Origin of the sequence: Gilliamella sp. B2828 (assembly GCF_026537125.1) — a bacterium.
GTDB lineage: Bacteria > Pseudomonadota > Gammaproteobacteria > Enterobacterales > Orbaceae > Gilliamella.
In genome coordinates this window covers 21,325-44,712 of record NZ_JAFNMU010000017.1, presented here as the reverse complement: position 1 = coordinate 44,712, position 23,388 = coordinate 21,325, and the positions used below count along the sequence as shown (strand labels likewise).

Genomic DNA, 23,388 nt, shown 5'->3' with positions numbered 1-23,388 from the left:
GTTTTTGAGGTCACTTTCGTGATTTCGCCAATTTGCTCTCCCAGGTATTTGGGCGAATCTATGGCTAATATATCGGGGTGTCTGCTTGTTATTTATGTCGAATTGATATAGTTATTTATGGGATTTACAAATCATTATTAGCATATTACCTTCGAAAGGGTTATGATAAAATTATATGAAATATAAAAGTTTTTTATATTTCTAAAAGATATTAGATTATTTTTGTAAATAAGAAAATAATGTCTAACCACTCTATGTTTTTTTATTATAGAATACATTGTTCTTATCAACTAATGGATTAACACTTTTAGAAAAAATGCAAAATAAATATAAGTCATTACGATCAAAAAGTTATTCTGTTCCATGTGAATTGTGCAGTACCGGGTCACTCTGTATCCCAATGTTACTCAATAATACTCTGCATACAGTTTTAGATCGTAAAAAGTCTTATATAAAAGATGAGATCTTGATTCACGAAAATACATCCTTCAAAAAATTTTTCATCATTCATTCAGGTGCATTAAAAACCTACATCACTACTTCAAATGGTAATGAACAAATTAATGGTTTCTATCTACCAGGAGATATTGTCGGATTAGATTCTATAGCAACAAGAGTTTATAACTATACGGTTAAAGCATTAAATAATGTTGCAATATGCGAACTGCATTATGATGAATTAATGTCTTTAGTTGATACAAATAAAACTGTAAGAGATATGATTTTTAAATTACTAAGCAATGATATTTACAATTATCAAAAATTAGTTTTATGTTATTCGCAAAAAAAGGCTGATGAACGTCTAGCTTATTTTATTTATTCTCTTTATAAACGTTATGAAAAACGTGGTCACACGTCATTGAATATAAAGTTATCTATGAGCAGAACCGATATTGCCAATTATTTGGGATTAACCATTGAAACAGTTAGCCGAATTTTAACAAAATTTCAGGAGCTTGATGTTTTATCTGTAAAAGGAAAATATATTTTTATCAAAAATTTAAATGCTTTAATTGTTTTGGGAAAGTAATTTATTTCGTGATAAAATATCAATAAAGTTAATTCTAAGGTTAATCAAATATGATAAGTTTCAAGAAAACTCTTATTGTTGCAGCTATCGTTGCATGTCCAATGAGTTCATTTGCAGCTCAACAATTAAATGAAGAACAAGCCAAGAACCTTCAATCTTTTAAACAAATTACTGTACGCGGTGCTTTTTATACCGACAATGATTATGTTATAGCTATGTCAAAAGCAGCTGATAAAGAAGGTGCTTCTGCATTTTATATAACTACCACTAATATCAGTCCTTCAAATGATACACTACGAATTGTTTACGCTAAATTATATAAATCAAATGCGCCTAAGGCTACTGAGACAACTGAAAGCTTTCGTAAATTTGAAGGTGTATATGAATATCCAAAATCGAAGGCTATTCGTTTAGAACCTTTTAATATCGTTCGTATACGTGGGTACTTTCCCAGCGAAATTGATGTAAATCAAGCTGTTGCAAAAGAAGCGTTAGTAAAAGGTGCCTATGCTTTTTATATTGATTCACGTTCTGAATTAGGAAGCAACATTCAAGTTGCTGCTTATTTGTTTAAAAAAGATGCCCCAGAACGTAAACTTCAACCAGAAAATGCCATTCCTTATGATTCTGAAGCTGGTCAAATTGCACTCGCTCAAGGCGGTGAAACTGCGATGCAAGTTGAAAAACCGGGTTATTACTCACCCTCTGCATTTAATGAAAAATTTTATGCAAACAAATTTAATAACAAAGTTAAAGTAATCGATCAATCCACTACAAAAATTACACAAACAAAAGTACCTGTTACTGTAAATCCTGAAGTTGAAGCTGAGCCACAACGTGTGAAACGTTACACCGTAACACTTCCTGATGGAAGAAAAATTCAAGAATTGAATGATGCTACTGCTGCAAAAATGGTTGCTTTTGATACCATTAAATTCCGCGGATATTATGTAACAGATCAGGAAATTTCTTATCAAGCAGGTAAAAAAGCGATTGAAAATGGAGCTAAATTTTATCATATTGCTCGAATAGCTCATGATGCAAAAGGACCTAATATCACTGTATTTATAGATCTTTATAAGTAGAGTTTTTAAGATGGGCGTATTTATATACGCCCTACTTCCTTTTTTTCTCCTCATTGAGTTTTCAAATCTTAAATAAATATTCTGAAACTCATAATTCAGATTTTATAATTTCGATCTGCTGTTTTACGCGTTTAGGAGATATTGGATACGGTGTGCCTAATTGTTGAGCGAATAAATTTACTCTTAACTCTTCAATCATCCAACGTATATTGATGACACTATCTTTAGATCTGGAAATTTGTGGCAAACTGTTAACCCATTTTTCATATTGATTTTCAACTTCCTCAATAATATTCATCGACTGTCTATCTTTCGTTACATTAACCATTAATTTTTCAATTCTTTTTTCAATTGCCAGTAAATAACGATAAATATCGGCGATTCGTTTATAACCTGAATCTGCGACAAATCCTTTATAAACTAATTTACTAAGTTGTTTTTTTATGTCGGATAATGCAAAAGCTAATGATAGATCAACACGACCTTTCAATTTTTTATTAACGTTATAGTATAAAGTCAAAATGCCTTCTACTTGTTTAGCAATATCTATAACCATTTCATTGATATTCGTCTTAGTATAATTAAGCAATTTTTGATACTGTTGTTGATTTTGAATATTTTGATTATATTTATCTATCAATTCATCAACCGCACAAGCAATACAATCGTCAATCAACATTAATACGCTACCAAATGAGTTGAAGTAAAGTCCTAATTTAGATTTATTGGGTAATTTTTCATGTAGATATTTGATTGGTGATGGAATATTTAACATTAGCAACCGTCTGAGTCCCAATTGATTTAATTTTTGCTGTTCTTCTTGATTATCAATCAATTCGATACTGACGGAATTTTGATGATCAATAATTGCCGGATAGGCTTTGACTGTATAATTTTTCTGTTTTTCTTCATAAATTGAAGGCAATGTACCAAAATTCCAATCAGTGATACCACTTTGCTCAATAGGTACTATTTTTTTGGTTGTTAAAGAAGTTAAAGCTTTTTGAACATCATTTTTTAGCTGTTCTTTCAATAAAACTAAATTTTTACCGGATGCAATTTCTTCATTATCATGAATAATGCTAAATGTCATTTTTAAATAATCCGGAACCTGATCCAAATGCCAATCTTCAGATGTGATTTTTACCCCAGTCATTTTACGAAATTCATTTTCTAAACGTTCAAGAAGCGGTTGGTCCGTCGTCTTTATTCTTTCCAAAAACGCTTCAGCATAATTTGGTGCAGGAACAAGATTACGACGTAATGATTTAGGTAATGATTTAATTAAGGCAATAATTAGATCTTTTCTAAATCCAGGAACTTGCCAATCAAATCCTCTATTTTTTATTTGATTTAGTAGATCAAGAGGAATTTTAATTGTGACACCGTCACGATTATGACCAATATCAAATTGATAACTTAGTGCAAATTTAAAATTATCTTGATACCAGAAATCAGGGAAATCATTTAGATTAACCAATTGTGCTGTTTGCTTAATCAGCATATCCCTTTCTATATTAAGATAATTAGGTTGTGATTTTTGTTTTTGTTTCCACCAATTATCAAAATATTTTGCTGAAATCACCGAGTTATCAATACGTTTATCATAAAAATCGTAAAGCTCATCGTCATCAATTAAAATATCTTGTCGACGAGATTTATGTTCGAGATCTTCAACTTCCCTGATTAATTGCTGATTTTGTTTATAAAACTTGTGATTAGTTAACCAATCACCTTCAACTAGTGCATGCCTAATAAATAAAGCACGACTCAAAACTGGATCAATTTTGCTATAATTGACAATCCTACTAGCAACAATTGGTAAACCAAACAAAGTAACTTTTTCATTGGCTATTGTGGTACCCTGCTTTTTAGACCATCTTAATTCACTGTAACTATATTTAACCAAATGTTTGGCTATTGGCTCAATCCATTCAGCTTCAATTTTGGCAGCGGTTCTCCCCCATAATCTACTTGTTTCAACCAATTCGCTCACAATACACCATTTCGGCTGACTTTTAAAAAGTGCAGAATTGGGAAAAATTGAAAACTTAATATTACGAGCACCGATATATTCACGTTTTTCACTTTCTTTCATTCCAATATGAGATAATAAACCGCTCAATAAGGAAGTATGTAATGAAATGTAATCAGCAGCTTTGCTGTTTATTGGAAAAGCTAATTGTTTAATAGTTTGTCTGATTTGCGTATAAACATCTTGCCATTCGCGAATACGAAGATAGTTTAAAAACTCTTTTTGACATAATCGTCTAAATTGATTGCCAGATAATAGATTTTGCTGTTCTTTAATGTAATCCCATAAATGAATAAAAGATAGAAAGTCTGATTCTTTATGTGCAAAACGTCTGTGTTTTTCATCAGAAGCTTGTTGCTTATCAAATGGCCTTTCTCTAGGATCTTGAATAGACAAGGCAGCTGTAATGATCATGATTTCTTTCGTACACCCTAACCTTCGTGCCTCTACAAGCATTTTGGCCAATCTTGGATCAATAGGTAATTGAGCTAAAATTCTACCACTTTCAGTTAAATGATAGTGATGATGCTTGGTGTAAATAGCACCGAGTTCTTCTAATAATCGAATACCATCACGAATATATCTGGAATCAGGCGCCTCTACAAAAGGAAAAGCGGCAATATTGCCTAAGCCTAATGAAGTCATTTGTAAAATTACCGAAGCTAAATTAGTACGTAATATTTCGGGGTCGGTAAATTCTGGTCGTGATAAAAAATCATTTTCATCATATAGACGGATACAAATACCATCCGATGTACGACCACAACGACCTTTTCGTTGGTTTGCTGAAGCTTGAGATATTCGTTCAATTGGCAATCGTTGGACTTTAGTTCGATAGCTGTAGCGACTAATTCTAGCTAAACCAGGATCGATTACATACTTAATTCCCGGTACGGTTAATGATGTTTCTGCAACATTGGTTGCAAGAACAATTCGTCGTTTTGAGTGTAACTGAAAGATGCGATTTTGTTCTGTTGCAGATAATCTTGCATATAAAGGTAAAATGTCGGTATGACGCAAATCTAATTTATTCAGTATATCAGCAACATCTCGAATCTCCCGTTCACCCGTCAGAAAAATCAGAATATCGCCAAAGCTTTCTGCTGAGAGTTCTTCAATAGCGTCAATAATAGGTTGGAAATCATTATTTGTATCATCTTCTTCATTTAATATTGGCGGACGATATCTTACTTCAACAGGATAAGTTCGCCCAGAAACTTCAATTATTGGGGCTTGATTAAAGTGATTAGAAAATCGTTCTACATCAATAGTTGCTGATGTGATTATTACTTTTAAATCGGGGCGTTTAGGTAGTAATTGTTTTAGATAACCTAAGATAAAATCAATATTTAAACTACGTTCATGAGCTTCATCAATAATAATAGTGTCATATTGTAATAGTAGCTTATCTTTTTGGATTTCAGCAAGTAATATACCATCAGTCATTAATTTTATTAATGTTGTTTCGCTTACCTGGTCTGAAAATCTAACTTTATACCCAACTAACTGACCTATTTCTGTTTTCAATTCTTCTGCAATACGATTGGCAACAGAGCGAGCAGCTAATCGTCTAGGTTGAGTATGGCCAATGTATCCTTTTATTCCTAAACCTAGCTCTAAACAAATTTTGGGAATTTGCGTTGTTTTACCTGAACCTGTTTCACCAGCAATAATAACAATTTGATGATTTTTTATAGCATCATAAATTGCCTGTTTTTTTTCAGCTACAGGTAAATTATCCGGATAATTGATTTTATTCGGTAAGGACGACCTTCTAGCTTGGTAATGTAGATTTGCCGCTTGTATTGCCGAATTAATATCAGTCTCATTGTGATCTTTCTTTGATAGTTTTAAAAGCTTGTATTTATCTAAGAAAGTCATTGATTCTAAATATTTTTCTTGCTGTTGAGATAACATAGAGAGTAAAATGTTTTATTGATAATCAAAATTGGGGTCAATTATAGCAAATTAAACCTTTCAATAGGAGTTCAAATGAAAAAAACGATTTTTATTTTACCGTTAATTGCTACAGCATTTGCTATTTCTGGTTGTAATAAATCAAGTAATGTCAAAGATACCGATCTTATGCATCACCACTTTGTCCTAGTAAAAGCTAATGGTCAAGAACTTACGTCAGATGAGTATGCTGAATTAGAATTTGGTGAAAATATGACAATAACAGGAAAAATGTGCAATCTATTTTCTGGGAAAGTAGCATTAGATAATAATGTTATCAGAGGGGCTGGTTTATCCATGACTAAAATGGTTTGTCCTGATAGCGAACTGAGTAAATTAGACGCAGTCATCGAAGAATTAATTGTTAACGGTGCAAAGATTGAATTAACAAAGGATCAATTAATATTAAAGAATGAAGATAATGAACTTACTTATAAGGTTAAAGAGTTGATGTGATTAAAACGTAGGCGTTTCATCAAACATTTTGACAAATATTTATATAATCAGTATGTTTTTCGCTGATTTATAAAGACAATTTCATTATAAAAAGCTTTATTTTAAATGTAGTTAAGAATATAATGACTCCAGTTTTGTAGATGTCCAAGCTTTAATGAAAATGACTAATTCTTCAAATATTTTATTTAAGTTAAGTAACTATTCTTTTAGTTGCCCATCTCCCTTTATACACCAATCTAATCAATTCTCAAACATTGATTTTTTTTGCGAAAAAAGTTTATTTAAATTTTAAACATTAACCTTAACAACTAGTAGAAAATATTATGAAAAAGACAAAAATAGTTTGTACCATAGGCCCTAAATCTGAATCAAAAGAGATGCTAGCCAAATTATTAAACGCAGGAATGAATGTTATGCGTTTGAATTTTTCTCATGGTGATTATGAAGAGCATGGTAATCGAATAAAGAATTTACGAGAAGTCATGCAAGAAACTGGCTTAAAAGCTGCAATCATGCTAGATACTAAAGGACCTGAAATCCGTACTATTAAATTAGAAGGTGGGAATGATGTTTCGTTAGTTGCTGGCCAAACGTTCACCTTTACCACTGATAAAAATGTTATTGGTAATTCTGAACGTGTTGCGGTAACCTATGACGGCTTTGCGCATGATCTAAAACCAGGTAATCGCGTGCTAGTTGATGATGGCTTAATTGCTATGGATGTTAAAGAAGTTAAAGGTAATGAGGTTATCTGTACAGTTCTAAATAATGGTGATTTGGGCGAAAATAAAGGCATTAACTTACCTGGCGTTTCTATTAAATTACCCGCTTTAGCTGAAAAAGATAAAAATGATCTAATCTTTGGTTGTGAGCAAGGCGTTGACTTTATTGCAGCTTCATTTATTCGTAAACGTTCAGATGTTGAAGATATTCGTGCTCACTTAAAAACTCATGGCGGTGAGGATATCAAAATAATTTCTAAAATTGAGAACCAAGAAGGTCTTGATAATTTTGACGAAATTCTAGAAGCATCTGATGGTATTATGGTTGCTCGTGGTGATTTAGGTGTCGAGATTGCAGTTGAGGAAGTTATCTTTGCTCAAAAAATGATGATTAAAAAATGTAATCGAGCTTCAAAACCCGTTATTACCGCAACACAAATGCTTGACTCAATGATAAAAAACCCTCGCCCTACTCGTGCTGAAGCAGGTGATGTTGCTAACGCAATCATTGATGGCACTGATGCAGTAATGTTATCAGGCGAAAGTGCTAAAGGTAAATATCCACTTGAAACAGTAAATGTAATGGCGACTATTTGTAAACGTACTGATGGTACTATTCCAGCTTCTTTAGAACTTAGCGATAAAGAAGAAAAATTACGAATTACCGCTGCTGTGTGTTGTGGTGCTGTTGAAATTGCGGAACGACTTAATGTTCCTTTGATTGTTGTTGCAACTCGTAGTGGTAAATCAGCACGTGAAGTACGTCATTATTTCCCTAAAGCACGTATTTTAGCATTATCATCCAGTCAAAAAACAGTTAATCAATTAGCTTTATCTAAAGGTGTAGAGCCTATTTTAATTGATGCAATTAACTCGACTGATGATTTTTACCGTTTAGGTAAGGAAATGGCAGTTAAATATTGTGGTTTAAATCAAGGCGATACAATTGTGATGGTGTCAGGTGCGTTAGTTCCTAGTGGGACAACCAACACTACTTCAGTTCATAGAATTTAAGCAATTTTCATATCGTTAATTAAATATAAAAAGCTAGCTATATGCTAGCTTTTTTTTTTACTTAAGTTATCCTGTAAATATACAGTATTAATAAATTGTAAGAGATAAAAATGCTATCAGAAAAAGTATATTTTCCCAAAGAACTGAGTTGGTTGTCTTTCAATCAACGTGTTCTACAAGAAGCCGCCGATAAAAGTAATCCGCTTATTGAGCGTATTCGATTTTTAGGAATATACTCAAGCAATCTTGATGAATTTTATAAAGTGCAATTTGCTAATCTAAAAAAGTATGTATTGATTGAACAAGAACAATCTCAAGGTTCATCAAATTCAAAACAACTTTTACGCCAAGTTAATCAAAAAGTCATTCAATTGGAACTTCAGTTTGATCAGCTTTATAACGAATTATTACTTGAAATGGCCAGAAATCAGATTTTTCTGATTAATGAAAGACAATTATCCTCTTATCAAGAAAATTGGATAAAAAATTATTACAAAAAAAACCTAAGACAATATATAACACCTATCCTTCTTGATAGTCATACTGAACTGATACAATTCTTAAAAGACGATCATGCATATTTAGCAGTTGAAATAATTTGTGAAAATAATATAAGTTATGCTTTACTTGAACTACCTACGGATAATGTTTCGCGTTTTGTTTTATTGCCATCTGAAGTGTCTACTAAAAATAAATCAATTATATTTTTGGATAATATTTTACGCTATTGCCTACCAGACATATTTAAAGTTTTTTTTGATGCATTAGAACTAAATGCTTATTCTATTAATATCAATCGGGATGCTGAATATGAATTGAATACAGAATTAGATAGTTTACTGGAACTGATGTCTCAAGGATTAAAACAACGATTAACAGCACAACCTGTCCGATTTACCTATCAAAAAGACATGCCAAAAGCATTATTTGAATTGCTCATTAACAAATTAAGATTGACGGAGCAAGATGCAATGCCAGGAGGAAGATATCCGAATTTTAAAGATTTGGTGAAATTTCCTGATTTAGGCATTAAAAATTTGTTGAATAAACAAGTCCCAAATCTTGTTTATAATAGATTCAAACAATTTAGAAATGCATTTGCAGCAATCAAAGATCGTGATGTATTACTATATTATCCTTATTATTCATTTGGACATGTATTAGAAATCATGCGACAAGCATCTTTCGATCCAGCCGTGACACACATAAGAATGAATATTTACCGAGTTGCAAAAGATTCTCGTTTTATTCATGCTGCAATAAATGCCGCTAACAATGGAAAAAAAGTCACTGTGGTTGTTGAATTACAAGCCCGTTTTGATGAAGAAGCAAATATAAAATGGGCTAAAAGATTGATCAGCAGTGGTATTAAAGTTATTTACTCACAACCAAAATTAAAAATTCACGCCAAGTTATTTTTAATTGATCGTAAGGAAAATGATAAAATTGTTCGCTATGCTCATATTGGTTCGGGTAATTTTAATGAAAGAACCGCTAAAATTTATACCGATTTTTCATTATTAACAGCAGATCCTGTTATAACAGACGAAGTAAAAAAAGTTTTCAATTTTATTGAAAATCCATTTAAACCTGTATCTTTTAATTACTTACTGGTTTCTCCACAAAATACACGTTTACGTTTCCATGAATTCATTGAGCGAGAAATAACCAATGCTAAAGCAGGAAAATCTGCAGGTATTTATCTAAAACTTAATGCAATAACGGATAAAGAAATGATTGATGCACTTTATCGTGCATCGTGTGCAGGAGTCAAAATTAGAATGATTGTTCGAGGAACATGCGTACTAGTCCCGCAAATACCGGATTTAAGTGAAAATATCTTTATAACAAGCATTGTCGATCAATATTTAGAGCATGCTCGTGTTTATATTTTTGAAAATGAAGGAAAAAAAGATACCTATATCTCTTCAGCAGATTGGATGCCCAGAAATCTTGATAATCGTATTGAAGTTGGCGTTAAAATTTTTGATCCCATTTTAAAATCTACAATTCATGATATTTTTAGTATCCAATGTAATGATAATGTAAAAGCCAGAATTATTGATAAAGATAATACTAATAATTATGTATTAAGAGGTAATAAGAAAAAAATTAGGGCGCAACATGCTATTTATGATTATTTAAAGCAATTAGAAACGCTTGTGTAAGGAATTAGGAAAGTGACTAAATTAAATGAATATGCGGTTATTGATTTGGGGTCAAACAGTTTTCATATGGTCATCGCTCGTAGTGTAAATGGCATTTCACAAATCATTTATAAATGTAAAAAAAATATTCATTTAGCTACTGGATTAAATGATAACAATGAATTAAGCGAGTCAAGTATTAAACGTGGTGTAGAATGCCTTGCTTTGTTTGCTGAGCGATTAAAGGGTTTTCCTATTGAAAATGTTCGGATTGTCGCAACACACACATTGCGCATTGCTAAAAATAAACAGGCATTTTTAACGGCTTCGGCTAAAATAATACCCTATCCTGTCGAAATTATTTCAGGTCAAGAGGAAGCTCGCTTAATTTATCTTGGCATGATGACTACAGAATCGACAAGCAAAACCAGTACCAACTTTGTTATAGATATAGGTGGTGGATCGACCGAGATAGCAATTGGTAAAGGTAATAATCTTAAACCTTACATCGTTGCAAGTCGTCCAATGGGATGTGTCACTTATACGAAGCAATTTTTTTCTCAAAAAAAGATCGATAAAATATCTTTTCAACGAGCCAAACTTGCAGCAACACAACAAATAGAAAGTATTATTAATACCATAAAAAAACAGAATATTAGGGTTGCTTTTGGTACATCTGGTACGATCAAATCCATTTACAAAATACTATTGGATTTGGGTGTCAGTGACGGAATTATAACTCAAAAACGATTAAATGATTTAATTAGTTATATTTTAGAATTTGAATCTTTCCTTGATATTCAATACCCTTCTCTTTCTGATGAAAGAAAAAATGTTTTTGTCAGCGGCCTGGCTATTTTCAGTGGTGTTTTTGATGCATTAGAGTTACGAGCTTTACAATATTGTCCTGGTGCCTTACGTGAAGGGGTATTGTATGAACTCATTGATGGCATCAATTTTCGAGATATAAGAGAATCAACAGCTGAGTCTCTCTCTCAACATTATAATATAGATGAGCGACATGCAAAACAGGTTGTAAGAACCACTAACTATTTATTTTCACAATGGAAAAGGCAGTCTTCTGTTACTGTTCCAATTCATTTAGAATCAATATTATACTGGGCAGCGCAATTACACGAAGTAGGATTAAAAATTAATTTTTCTTCTATACATAAACATTCAAGTTATATTCTACAAAACAGTAATCTTCCAGGATTTAATGAGGAACAACAACTTCTTTTATCTTCTCTTGTTCGTTATCATAGGAAATCAATAAATATTGATAATTTGCCGTATTTTAGTCTTTTTGACTATAAACATATTATCCCATTATTGCAGATATTGAGATTATCAATATTAATCAATAATCAGCGTAATAATGACCTGAATTTAAATGCGTTTCGTTTGAAATTAGATGAAGATAAAATAACAAATATTACTTTAGAAATTGATGAGACATTTATTGGAAATAATAAACTTATTTTGCTTGATTTAGAACAAGAACAAAAATATTGGAATGCAGTTAATGACTGGAAGTTATCAATAGAACTATTTAACTAAATTCGATTAATATGTTTTTACCGCTAGTTAAACTAGCCGTAAAAACATTTCTTTATATTAAAAATCTTTCTTGATTAGCCTAATCCAATCATCTTCCACCATAATAAACCAATGGTGAAAACAATAATTAAATTCACAATACTGCATATAAAACCAACTTTCCACCATGTTTTTACTGGAACAAAACCTTCAGCGAATAATAATGGATTTCTAGCATTAGCAAATTGTGTAATTGAACCAAAATAATTTGTACAAATAACTAACGCAAAGATGGCTATCATTTGCGGTACACCAAGTGCAATTGCAACAGATAAAAAAACAGGAAATAAAGCAGCAATATGTGCATTACCACTGGCAAAAAAGTAGTGTAAATAAACATACGCGGTACATAATAGAATAATAACCAGTACCCAACTACTTTCACCTAAATGCCCTTTTATTGCATTACCTATTGTATCACCTAACCACTTTGTTACACCAAGTTTGTTAACTTGTCCTGCCATCATAAGTAAAGCGGCAAACCAAATTAAGGTATCCCAAGCTGCTTTTTCACTTTTAATATCCTCCCAATTCAATACACCTGTTAAAATTAAGAGGGTTAAACCAATAAAAGCTGTCGTGGTTGAGTCTATATTTAACTTATCACCAAAAATCCAAAAGCCTAAAAGCAGTATTACAGTACTTCCCATTATGATTTCTTTACCTGTTATTGCACCCATTTTTTTGAGTTCTTCAGAAGCTAATTTTGGTGCTTCAGGTGTTTTCTTAAGCTCTGGATTAGTTAAAAAATAGATAACTAAAGGAATAACAATAAAAGAGGCTAAACAGGGAACAAGAGCAGCAATAAACCATTGACCCCAACCTAATGTTATGCCAAGCGAAGATGTCACTAATTTAGCTGCGAGCAAATTTCCAGTAAATGCCGTTAAAAACATAGCCGAAGTAATATCATTAATATGGCTAATAGTTAGCATTAAAAAAGTGCCAATACGGTTTCTTGAGTTATCTTTTGGATTCGAATTAAAGTTAATGGATAAGGCTTCCGCAATTGGATAAATAACCCCTCCGGCTCGAGCAGTGGTACTTGGAATAGCCGGAGCTAAAGCAATATCGGTAACAGATAAACCATAGGCTAAGCCTAAAGTATTTCGGCCAAGAATTTTAACAAGGTAATAAGCAATCCTTTTGCTTAATCCAGTTTTAATAAAACCACGAGCAATCATAAAAGCGATAACAATAAGCCATATTAATGTACTATTTAATTCACTTAAGGCGATTTTAATTGATTCTGTAGCAGAAGTTGCGCCAGATGGTCTTAATACTGCAAATACGGTAATTGCCAGTAAACCAATTGCGCCAATAGGCATAATTTCAGCAACAATACAGGCAATAGTTGCTACAAATATAATACTTGTTCGCCATCCTTCTGTACTAATCCCATCAGGAGGCAATACAAATAACCATAAAATGATCGAAATAGCAGCAATAATAATAAATGGTAGCCATTTAACAGGTGGCTTTTTTATTGTGTGCATTGAATTTTCCTTCTTATTTAAAAATAGTTAAGCTTCAATAGAACCATCTCTTCTATCAAAATAGGGATATATTCAAATTACTAATTTAATAATGATGAATATAATCTGTAGCTTTTGTGCCAGCCTGTAAACCGAAGATAATAATATCTGCAACAGCATTTCCACCAATACGATTAGCGCCATGAACGCCTCCAACTACTTCTCCAGCAGCAAAGATGCCTTCAATAACATGATTTTGAGTATCCAAAACCTGTGTTTCCGCATTAATTGTTACTCCTCCCATTGTATGATGTATGCCGGGTGCAATTTTTATCGCATAATATGGAGCTTTATTGATAGGGTGACGCATACCTGTTGTTCGTTCAAAATCTTCATCATGTTTATTTATAACAAAATTATCATAACGTTTTATTGTTTCGGTTAATGTATTAGAATCAATGCTTAATTGTTTTGCTAAATCATCAAGAGTATTGGCTTGAATTACTAAATTACGTGAAATATACTCCTCCACTGATTTATTCTCATCGCGAACCTGTTGATCGAATAAGATATAAGCGTAATGTTCAGTTAGATTATTGATATGATTGGATACTTTATCACGCGTATCGAGTTCATTAACAAAACGTTTTCCATTTTGTGATATTAATATTGCTCCTCCACCACGAATCGATTCGGAAATAAGATAAGAGGTAGTTTGTTCAACAGTTGGATGAATTTGAATTTCTTTCATATCCACTGTACCAGCACCAAGCTTTTCAAGGATTGTAATTCCCGATCCTGTTGCACCTTTATGGTTAGTTGTTACAAAACCTTTAAGATCTGGTCGATATTTTTCAATCATCTCTAGATTTGCTCCAAATCCTCCCGTAGCAATAACAACAGCTTTTGTTTTAATTGTATAAATTGAACCATCTTCTTGAATAACTTTTACCCCGGTTACTTTATGATTTTCTGTTACAATTTCGGTAACATTTGTATCAAGCATGACTTCAATACCACGGTTGTTAATATTTTTAACTAATCCACTAATTAAAAAACCACCTACCGCTGCTCCACTTTCTGGTCGATGAGTTCGATCAATACTCATTCCTCCAGTTGTAGTAATACCACTTAAAGTAATACCATTTGTATCTAACCAATCGATAGCATCTGGTGCATTTTCGACAAAATACCTTAATAAGTCAGGGTTATTTTTGTTTTTTCCTCCAGTCATTGTTTCTTTATAGAAAAGATCTTTACTATCTTTAATTCCTTTTAGTTTCTGGAATTTTGTTTCAGCTGCATTCATACCGGCCGAAGCTTTATTAGTATTTCCACCAATTACTGACATTTTTTCAATAATTACGACATTTGCACCTAAGTCATGCGCACGAATTGCTGCAGCTAAACCTGCTCCTCCACTTCCAACAACAACAATATCATAGGATTTATCATTCGGATCACCACCTTCGGCTAGAATGGCATCTTTATTGGATTGAACCATAGCTTTAGTTACCGCTTTTTTGAAAGCTTCACATTGAGTTGTAGCACCAGAAATGATATCGACATGAGGACTATTTGAAGTAATGATTCTTTCTTTTATTTCATTAAAATTGCTCAACACATCATTATCAAAATTATTGGCATTAACCAATTGCATATCTTTAATATAGTCTTTTGCTAGTTCAACATTGATCGTAAATTCAAAGGACTCATCATTGACTTTTTCTTGATAATTACCTGGTTTGAATTTTTTGTTATTCAAGTTTACATCTCGAATTAAACTTTCAACTAATGAAAAACTCCATAAAGGAACAGGAATGTTGAGTTCTTCTCGCTTATCACTATTAATAAATAACTCAAGTTTTTCACCGTTTTTAATTCTACTAGTCCAGTCAGGATAGGCAATGCAGGCTCGGCCAACTGCCACTAAATCGTAACCATTTTCTAAGGCAGTTTCTAAATCGATTTGGTTTATTACATTTCCCACACCTACAACGGGGATCTTAGCTAATGTCTTAGAACGCATTGCAACATATTTTTTTATTAATGGTGTTGGATCCTCAATATCGACAATGGATGATCTTAAAATAGCCCCCATTGAAAAATGAACATAATCTAGTCCTTTTTCGGCTAATTTCTCAAGCAAATACATTGTATCATCAAATCGAATGCCTGGTATTTCTAACTCTTCTGGTGAAAAGCGATAACCGATAATGAACTCAGAGTTCGCAAACTGCTTAACAATATTGTGAGTAATGTCTAAAACGGCCAAAGGGAATCTTGAACGATTATCGCGACTACCCCCCCATTTGTCATTGCGTTGATTGGAATTAGGTGAATAAAATTGTTGAATTAAATAGGTATTCGCTCCGTGAATTTCTACACCATCAAAACCTGCTTGGATAGCTCGTCTAACAGCTTGTCCAAATTTCTCGATCATTTCATCTACTTCGTTCTCGGTTAATTCTATTGGTGTAGCAGCTTCAGGTCTTGGTGCGGCAATTGAACTAGGCCCTATAGGAGAAAGCCCACCGATAAGCTTAGGCTCCACCATCCTACCACCATGATAAACCTGAATGATTGCTTTAGAACCTTTTTCTTTGATTGCTTGAGCTATTTTTGCTAATCCTTCAATTTTATCATCGCTATCTAATCCAATAGCGCCAGGAAAAGCTAAACCTTTTTTATCGACAAAGCCACATTCAACAATAATGGTACCAATTTCTCCAGATCTTGCTTGGTAATATTCAATTAAATCAGAAGTTACAGAACCTTCATAAAATCCAGAACAAGTAGTCATTGGTGCCATAATTATGCGATTTTTTAATTCAATGCCATTAGGTAAGGTTAATGGTTCAAAAGCATTTTTTTTTGTCATTTTATGTACCTGATAATTACTAAAATTTATTTATAACGGCAATAATAACATTATTAATCATCATCCTCTACAGACAATAGCTTCATTTGTAAGTTTTGTATCATTTTTTCGACAGAAATTATTTCAAATTTATTAAAAAATTATAAAATTATTTACTTTTTAAAAAATTAAATGTTGTTCATTTTATACCAGTTTTCCATTTCTTATTAATAAATATGAATTATTAGTCTAAAAAATAACACTGTAAGTATTTCATTTACTTGTAATTTTATTATTACTTAATTCTTGAACTTTAATTCTAATCGGTTAAAATGCCTGACAATTTACGTAGAAAGGGACGGTAGATGATTGTGGTACAGACACACAAAATGAAAGCAATTTTAAAACATCACTCTTTTTCTATTGTAATTAATGATCCTCCATTTCGGAGGATTTTTTATTTTAACCCTCTCTTTTTTTCCTTTTCATCTCAGATTATCAAACAAATTCAATTTATGTATAAAAACAACAGGAGCAAGCATGAAATCTTTGATCCCTTTTTATAATCCAAGTATTAGTTATGAAGATAATTATGCTCAAGGACCTTTTGGACTTTTCAATCAATTAGATAAGGCAGAACAAGTACCAACTCAGCGGACTAAATTTCTAAATATTGATGTAAACTTACCTTTTGGAATGCCTGCTGGTCCATTATTAAATGCAAATTATATCAAAGCAGCTTTCGTATATGGATTTGATTTATGTGTGTACAAAACAGTAAGAACAAAGATGCATAAATGCCATCCTTTACCCAATGTTTTGTCCGTACACCCTAAAGGTAAATTATCTTGTAATCTTGACACAGTCTTAGCTGATACCAATTATAGTCAACCATTGTCAATTACTAACTCTTTTGGCGTTCCATCTTTTGCGCCAGACGTTTGGCAACCAGATATGGCTGAAGCAGTTAAAGCTGCGGGAACTGGTCAATGTGTTATCGGAAGCTTTCAAGGTACTCAAGGCAATGGTGCTATTGAAAAAGACTATGCCTTAGCAGCAAAATTAGTCAGAGAAACGGGTTCACCCATTCTTGAGGCGAATCTCAGTTGCCCTAACGAAGGCGCAAGTAAGCTACTTTGCTTCGATGTGGATAGTGTTGAACGCATTGTTAATGAAATAAAAATAGCGGTACCTGATCGCCCTCTTATTCTAAAATTAGCCTATTTTCCTGATGATGAAAAAATAGTGTCATTATTAAAACGAGTTGGCTCAATTATTGATGGTTTAAGTACTATTAATACCCTTTCTGCCAAACCAGTTGATACAAATGGTTATCCTGCATTAGGTGAGAATAGAAAAGAAGGTGGAATCTGTGGCGATGCTATTCGTTGGGCTGGTTTAGATATGGTGACTCGTTTAGCTAAATATCGTCAACAAATGGAATTAAAATTTGCAATTGTTGGTGTTGGTGGTGTAAGTTCAAGCGAACATTATAATGAATTTATAAAAGCTGGCGCTACTGCGGTAATGAGTGCCACAGGCGCAATGTGGAATCCTTTACTTGCGATAGAAATTAAAAAAAGTCTAAAACAATAATAAAGGCATTCATTAAAAAAGTTACAGGGTAACTTATATGCCCTTTAACTTTTTAACGTAATTTAATCTTATTCCTAACCCGATTACCTTTATTTATTTTTTGTTAAAAATAACATAACCAAATATTAGGTGTGCTAAAAAAACAATAACAAGAATGATTCTAACATGTAAAGAGTTAAAGATAACAAAAGGTATGAATAATGCAACAAACACCATTAACAGCATTTTAAATAAACTTGATTGTGTTGCTTTTTTCTCAATAAACATTTTTTGTATATAAATTTGATAATATTTACTTTTAGTAAAATAAGCATAAAGGCGATCCGAACTATTAAGCCAAAGATAAGCCGTTAATAAATAGAAGGGTACTGTAGGTAAAATTGGCACAAAAATGCCAACTGTTCCTAAAACAAAAGAAAGACTTCCTAAAAATATAAATAAACTTTTTTTTAACATTATAAATTTTAGCTCTGAGTAAATTGAATATTCGATTGGCGTTGAATCTAAAGTAACATTTTCATACTCTACTTTCTAATGCATCTATTAGCCTCATCATCCCTCTTCTGAACTGACTATAGCCATTAGAAGTTTCATCTTTTTTGTCTTTTTATTGTAGATAAAAAACGTATTTAAATTGTTTTGTATTTTGTTAGAATCAAAACGATTTAAAAATAGGTAAAATATACTTAATTAGAGTTAGAATAATATCATAATATTTCAATATTATGCTTATTATTGATCTTAACACAAAATTCACTGTTTTGATCTTATCAAACATAAGCTATAGCATATAAAACATTAAAGTTTATGAAGGTATATTTGTACGACCAAAAATGATTAATAAAAATGCATATACAGAAGCTATAAAGAAATTTACTGCTTAATTGTTTTAGAATGAAAAGAATAGATGAGATTAAGAATTGGCGGAACGGACGGGGCTCGAACCCGCGACCCCCTGCGTGACAGGCAGGTATTCTAACCAACTGAACTACCGCTCCGCTTTTTGATTCCTTTAATGAACAACATTAAAGTAGGCGTGATATTAAAGATTATTTTCTTATTCGTCAATCATATTTTTTAAATCATGGTTTAATTGCATATAAAAACATCATTAATGTATTTTCCACATGGCCTTACCACTTTTCTTTTCGATTTTCTTTATAATTAACTCATGTTCAGAAAGCTCATCTTGGGTGGCTCTGATGATCTTTAATGGATTATTTGTACGTTCTATTCTTTTAATAGCACTGCCTTCTGTTAAACTTGAAAGATGTTCATCCGAACTAAAAGATAAAGTTGTTTGCCCACCAGTCATGGCTAAATAGACTTCAGCTAAGATCTCGGCATCAAGTAAAGCGCCATGAAGGGTTCGATGAGAATTATCGATTTGATAGCGTTCACAAAGCACATCTAAATTATTCCGTTTACCCGGAAACATGCGTCTTGCCATAGCCAAAGTATCAGTTATGATACAATGCTCGGCAGTTTTAAAATCTAGTCCACAAAGACGAAATTCGTAATCCATAAATCCCACATCAAATGAAGCGTTATGAATCACGAGCTCAGCACCATCAATGAATTTAATAAAATCATGAGCTATATTTTTGAAAATCGGTTTATCTTTCACAAATTGGTCACTGATACCATGAACTCGAAACGCCTCTTCATCAATTAAGCGCTCAGGATTAATATAAACATGAAAATGATTGCCAGTTAATCGACGGTTAACCACTTCAACAGCGCCGATTTCAATAATTTTATGTCCTTCATAATGATTATTGCCATCTTGATTCATACCTGTGGTTTCTGTATCTAATACAATTTGGCGGTTACAATTAGTTATCACATTATTCTCTTTTTATGTATTAATCAATGTTGGGAAAAACAAAATAGTGATATAGTCTAGCACTAAAATTCTTTGATGTTGATATCTTCAAAAATTGAAGTGAATAATTTAATCAAATTAGTACAAATACTTTACTATTTTATATCAAATCCATATTCAAACTTTTAGTTGATTATTTTAAAAGATTATTAAAATGTTAAAACAAATTGAAATATACACAGATGGCTCTTGCCTTGGTAATCCTGGTCCAGGTGGATATGCCGCAATATTAAAATATAAGCAAAACGAAAAAATCTTATCTCAAGGTTTTTTTAAAACAACAAACAATCGCATGGAGTTATTAGCCACTATTGTTGCCTTAGAGCAATTAAAACAAACTTGCCAAATAAAACTCTATTCCGATAGTCAATATGTTCGCAACGGGATTACCAATTGGATCCATGGATGGAAAAAAAACGGCTGGAAAACATCCAATAATAAACCGGTTAAAAATGTAGATTTGTGGATTCGATTAGACGAACTGGTCCAAACTCAAAAAATTGAATGGATTTGGGTAAAAGGCCATGCTGGACATATCGAGAATGAACGTTGTGATATTATTGCAAAATCCATGGCAGAAACACCGAACTTATCCGATGTTGTATTTGAGCAATCGTTATCTGATAAAAAGTAAACAATGAGAGTATTAAATTTGTATGTTTTATTAGAGTACTGATAATAAGTGTAAATTTTTAATCAATTGCAATCAGTAATGTTTACGGAGTCAATCATCAATGTTTCACTTACATACCATTCGGGCATTAAAAGATAACTATATATGGTTATTAGAAAATTCATGTAAACAGGTCATCATCGTTGACCCAGGTACTGCCGAACCTGTGATTAATTATCTTAATCAAAATGAATTATTGCCACTTGCAATTTTACTTACTCATCACCATATAGACCACGTTGGAGGTGTGAGCGAGCTAAAAAACAAATATCCCAATGCAACTATCTATGGTCCCAGTGAAATTAAGTTACCAATCACCAATCTAACTAATCAACATGAAGTTAGTATTGGTGATTTCTATTTTAAAGTGATTCCTTTACCTGGACATACTTTAGGGCATTTAGCATATTATTGTCATCCTTATCTGTTTTGTGGTGATACATTATTTTCTGCTGGATGTGGAAGAATTTTTGAAGGAACTTATCAACAAATGTTGTGTTCGCTTAAAAAATTAAAACAGTTCCCTGATGATACTTTTATTTGTGCAGGACATGAACTTACTTTAGCGAATTTAAATTTTGCTAAGAGTATGGTTCCTGATGACAAGGAAATAAATCATTATTTTAATAGTATGAGTAATCGATCAGTGACGTTACCTTCTACATTAAATAACGAAAAACGAATTAATTTATTTTTACGATGCGAAGAAAAATCTTTACAAGATAAATTTAATTTCAACAATGAATTAGAGTTGTTTGTTTTTTTTAGGAGCCTAAAAGATAATTTTTAGGTATAATAGTAATCTTAAACAATATAGAATTTAGTCTGTCTAATGAAAAAATTATTAATATTTACAATGTTATGCTCTTTTTTAGGTGCATGTCAGCAGTATAGTGGACCACGCCATAATGCAGTTGTTAGAATAAAGTACTCAAAAAATACCGTAGCTAATAATAGACAAACTGTCAGTAATAGTAATTATGTATCTATCACTCAGAATCCATGGCAGTATATGAACAATCAGATTAATGTTAATGTTCCAGAGAATAGTCGCATTAAAGCTGAAAGAGAGCGATTATTACGTGATCCTCAAGGATTTGAAACTATCGCATTGCGATCAGAGCCATATGTTTATTATATAATTAATCAATTACGTAAAAATAATTTACCTGTTGAGTTAGCTTTAGTGCCATTAATTGAAAGTGCTTATGATCCATTAGCGACTTCATCCGCTCAAGCTGCTGGTTTATGGCAATTTGTACCTATAACAGCAAAAGAGTACGGCTTAAAACAAAGTCATTATTTTGATGCTCGCCGTGATTTAATTGCTTCAACAAGTTCAGCCATTTCATTATTGCAAAACCTAAATGAACGCTTTAATGGCGATTGGCTATTAACTCTTGCTGCTTATAACGCTGGTGAAGGACGTGTAAGAAAAGCTATTGAAAAAAACCAAGCGAGAGGATTATCAACTGACTATTGGTCTTTAGAATTACCAAACGAAACAATGCACTATGTCCCTAAAATTTTAGCAATAGTTGATATTGTTAAAAATAATGCTCGATATGGAGTTAAATTACCTGATTGTAATTATGAGAATTCACTTGTCAGAATTGATATAACTAAAAACATTTCCTTAGCTAAAATTGCTAAATATACAGGGCTGTCACTCAATGAGTTAACGACCTATAATGCGGGCTATGTACAACAAACCCTAAATGGTCCTTTCCATTTGCTTGTTCCACATACTCATGCGAAAAGTTTATATCAAAAATTACAAGCCGAGAATCTTGTAGCAAACGAAATAACTGAACTTTTGCAAGATATACCACATGCTCCGATGCCGTTTGAAGTTAAATCATCAGCAATTCAGCATAGTGATTTAAGTAATAAAACCGTGAGTTCAATTGTAGAGAATAACAGCAACAATACACAAATAACCTATCAGGTGAAAGCGGGTGATAACCTCTATAGTATTGCGCAAAATTATCGAGTTAAAATTACCGATCTGCTGTTATGGAACAAACTAAAAAATCAAAGAGTCAAAGAAGGAGATGTTTTAACAATTAACCTTGTGAATGCAAATCCAATTTAAAATTTACATATAGAGGATTATGATCTGATGCATTTGTACTAATTATCTGCGCTGCATCAAGCTGTAATCCTCGATAAAAGACAAAATCTAAAGGTCTTCCCATAAATGTTTTTCGAATATCAATGCTAAAATTTACTGATTTAAGACCAATTGAACTCACTAAATAAAATAATAAATCTAGTCGCTGTTTACTCCACGCATTAAAATCCCCTGCCAATATCACCGGTCCATGATGCTCACTGATACGATTTAATAAAATATGCATTTGTTGGCGATAAACTTTAACTCCAATACTAAAATTGACAGCATGAATGTTTGCAACCAATAATTGTTGGGTAGAATGTTGAATAGGGTAGATTGTTATTAACGCCGATTTAGGAACCCGAATCAGTGGTTCTTTCTCCTTAAATGACAAAATCGATGTAGGTAAACTGTCGGTTATAGTCATAACACCTGCATAAATATCGTTTAAACAATAAGCTGGAACATGATCGGCTATTTTGTTATGTCGTGAAATAAAATTCAATAATTGAGTAGTAGTTTGGGCTTCTTGTAGTAAAATTATTTTAGCTTTATCGGCATAAAGTTCCAAAATATTAATACATTCCGCCCTTTTTTGTTTAAAAATATTCCAAACCAAAATTGAAAAATACTCTCTATCAATCAGTGGCTTAGTAACCACTATGTGATTTTTAGGTAATATCAATTCAACATCGCTATTTCCCTGATATCTTAATGTATAATTGCGTTTTTTGAACAT

Annotated in this window: 16 protein-coding genes and 1 tRNA gene; 10 read left to right on the top strand and 7 right to left on the bottom strand. The window is 32.3% G+C overall.

The window, feature by feature from the left end; genetic code table 11:
- Positions 1-316 precede the first annotated feature (316 nt).
- On the top strand, positions 317-1,030 hold the full coding sequence (locus tag J3U19_RS11170; protein ID WP_267342013.1) for a helix-turn-helix domain-containing protein: 714 nt from the start codon (positions 317-319) through the stop codon (positions 1,028-1,030).
- A gap of 50 nt (positions 1,031-1,080) precedes the next feature.
- Positions 1,081-2,115, top strand: a complete 1,035-nt coding sequence (locus J3U19_RS11165; protein ID WP_267346337.1) for a YdgH/BhsA/McbA-like domain containing protein — start codon at positions 1,081-1,083, stop codon at positions 2,113-2,115.
- A gap of 88 nt (positions 2,116-2,203) precedes the next feature.
- Here J3U19_RS11165 and hrpA read toward each other — a convergent pair whose 3' ends face one another.
- Complete coding sequence (gene hrpA, locus J3U19_RS11160; protein ID WP_267346335.1) at positions 2,204-6,067, bottom strand: ATP-dependent RNA helicase HrpA; 3,864 nt, start codon at positions 6,065-6,067, stop codon at positions 2,204-2,206.
- Between the two features lie 75 nt (positions 6,068-6,142).
- Here hrpA and J3U19_RS11155 point away from each other — a divergent pair, with 75 nt between their 5' ends.
- The 4 genes from J3U19_RS11155 to J3U19_RS11140 all read left to right on the top strand — a co-directional run bounded on the left by J3U19_RS11155 (position 6,143) and on the right by J3U19_RS11140 (position 12,005).
- Positions 6,143-6,562 (top strand): META domain-containing protein, encoded by a 420-nt coding sequence (locus J3U19_RS11155; RefSeq protein WP_267342018.1) that lies wholly within the window; start codon positions 6,143-6,145, stop codon positions 6,560-6,562.
- 323 nt (positions 6,563-6,885) lie between these two features.
- On the top strand, positions 6,886-8,298 hold the full coding sequence (pykF, locus tag J3U19_RS11150; RefSeq protein ID WP_267342019.1) for a pyruvate kinase PykF: 1,413 nt from the start codon (positions 6,886-6,888) through the stop codon (positions 8,296-8,298).
- A 110-nt stretch (positions 8,299-8,408) separates the two neighbouring features.
- Positions 8,409-10,466 carry a polyphosphate kinase 1 gene (ppk1, locus tag J3U19_RS11145; RefSeq protein ID WP_267342020.1) on the top strand — a complete coding sequence of 686 codons (2,058 nt, stop codon included), beginning with the start codon at positions 8,409-8,411 and terminating at the stop codon, positions 10,464-10,466.
- A gap of 12 nt (positions 10,467-10,478) precedes the next feature.
- The gene (locus tag J3U19_RS11140; protein WP_267342021.1) at positions 10,479-12,005 is read left to right on the top strand and encodes an exopolyphosphatase; all 1,527 of its coding nucleotides are present in this window, start codon (positions 10,479-10,481) and stop codon (positions 12,003-12,005) included.
- 74 nt (positions 12,006-12,079) lie between these two features.
- Here J3U19_RS11140 and J3U19_RS11135 read toward each other — a convergent pair whose 3' ends face one another.
- Positions 12,080-13,540 carry a DASS family sodium-coupled anion symporter gene (locus J3U19_RS11135; RefSeq protein WP_267346334.1) on the bottom strand — a complete coding sequence of 487 codons (1,461 nt, stop codon included), beginning with the start codon at positions 13,538-13,540 and terminating at the stop codon, positions 12,080-12,082.
- 85 nt (positions 13,541-13,625) lie between these two features.
- Positions 13,626-16,400 carry a flavocytochrome c gene (locus J3U19_RS11130; protein WP_267346333.1) on the bottom strand — a complete coding sequence of 925 codons (2,775 nt, stop codon included), beginning with the start codon at positions 16,398-16,400 and terminating at the stop codon, positions 13,626-13,628.
- A 519-nt stretch (positions 16,401-16,919) separates the two neighbouring features.
- On the opposite strand from J3U19_RS11130, the gene J3U19_RS11125 reads away from it, so the two are divergent.
- Positions 16,920-17,975 (top strand): hypothetical protein, encoded by a 1,056-nt coding sequence (locus tag J3U19_RS11125; RefSeq protein WP_267342024.1) that lies wholly within the window; start codon positions 16,920-16,922, stop codon positions 17,973-17,975.
- A 93-nt stretch (positions 17,976-18,068) separates the two neighbouring features.
- Here J3U19_RS11125 and J3U19_RS11120 read toward each other — a convergent pair whose 3' ends face one another.
- From J3U19_RS11120 to dnaQ, 3 genes are all read right to left on the bottom strand, one after another.
- Positions 18,069-18,431 (bottom strand): YbaN family protein, encoded by a 363-nt coding sequence (locus J3U19_RS11120; protein ID WP_267342025.1) that lies wholly within the window; start codon positions 18,429-18,431, stop codon positions 18,069-18,071.
- 465 nt (positions 18,432-18,896) lie between these two features.
- Positions 18,897-18,973 (bottom strand) — tRNA-Asp (locus J3U19_RS11115).
- Positions 18,974-19,086: 113 nt separating this feature from the next.
- Complete coding sequence (gene dnaQ, locus J3U19_RS11110; protein ID WP_267342026.1) at positions 19,087-19,821, bottom strand: DNA polymerase III subunit epsilon; 735 nt, start codon at positions 19,819-19,821, stop codon at positions 19,087-19,089.
- Positions 19,822-20,014: 193 nt separating this feature from the next.
- Between dnaQ and rnhA the strand changes: the two genes are divergently transcribed.
- From rnhA to J3U19_RS11095, 3 genes are all read left to right on the top strand, one after another.
- Positions 20,015-20,494 (top strand): ribonuclease HI, encoded by a 480-nt coding sequence (rnhA, locus tag J3U19_RS11105; protein WP_267346331.1) that lies wholly within the window; start codon positions 20,015-20,017, stop codon positions 20,492-20,494.
- A gap of 100 nt (positions 20,495-20,594) precedes the next feature.
- Positions 20,595-21,323 (top strand): hydroxyacylglutathione hydrolase, encoded by a 729-nt coding sequence (gloB, locus tag J3U19_RS11100; protein ID WP_267342028.1) that lies wholly within the window; start codon positions 20,595-20,597, stop codon positions 21,321-21,323.
- A 42-nt stretch (positions 21,324-21,365) separates the two neighbouring features.
- Positions 21,366-22,628 (top strand): transglycosylase SLT domain-containing protein, encoded by a 1,263-nt coding sequence (locus J3U19_RS11095; RefSeq protein WP_267342029.1) that lies wholly within the window; start codon positions 21,366-21,368, stop codon positions 22,626-22,628.
- On the opposite strand, the gene J3U19_RS11090 is transcribed toward J3U19_RS11095, so the two are convergent.
- Positions 22,600-23,388 carry an endonuclease/exonuclease/phosphatase family protein gene (locus J3U19_RS11090; protein ID WP_267342031.1) on the bottom strand — a complete coding sequence of 263 codons (789 nt, stop codon included), beginning with the start codon at positions 23,386-23,388 and terminating at the stop codon, positions 22,600-22,602. The genes J3U19_RS11095 and J3U19_RS11090 overlap by 29 nt on opposite strands.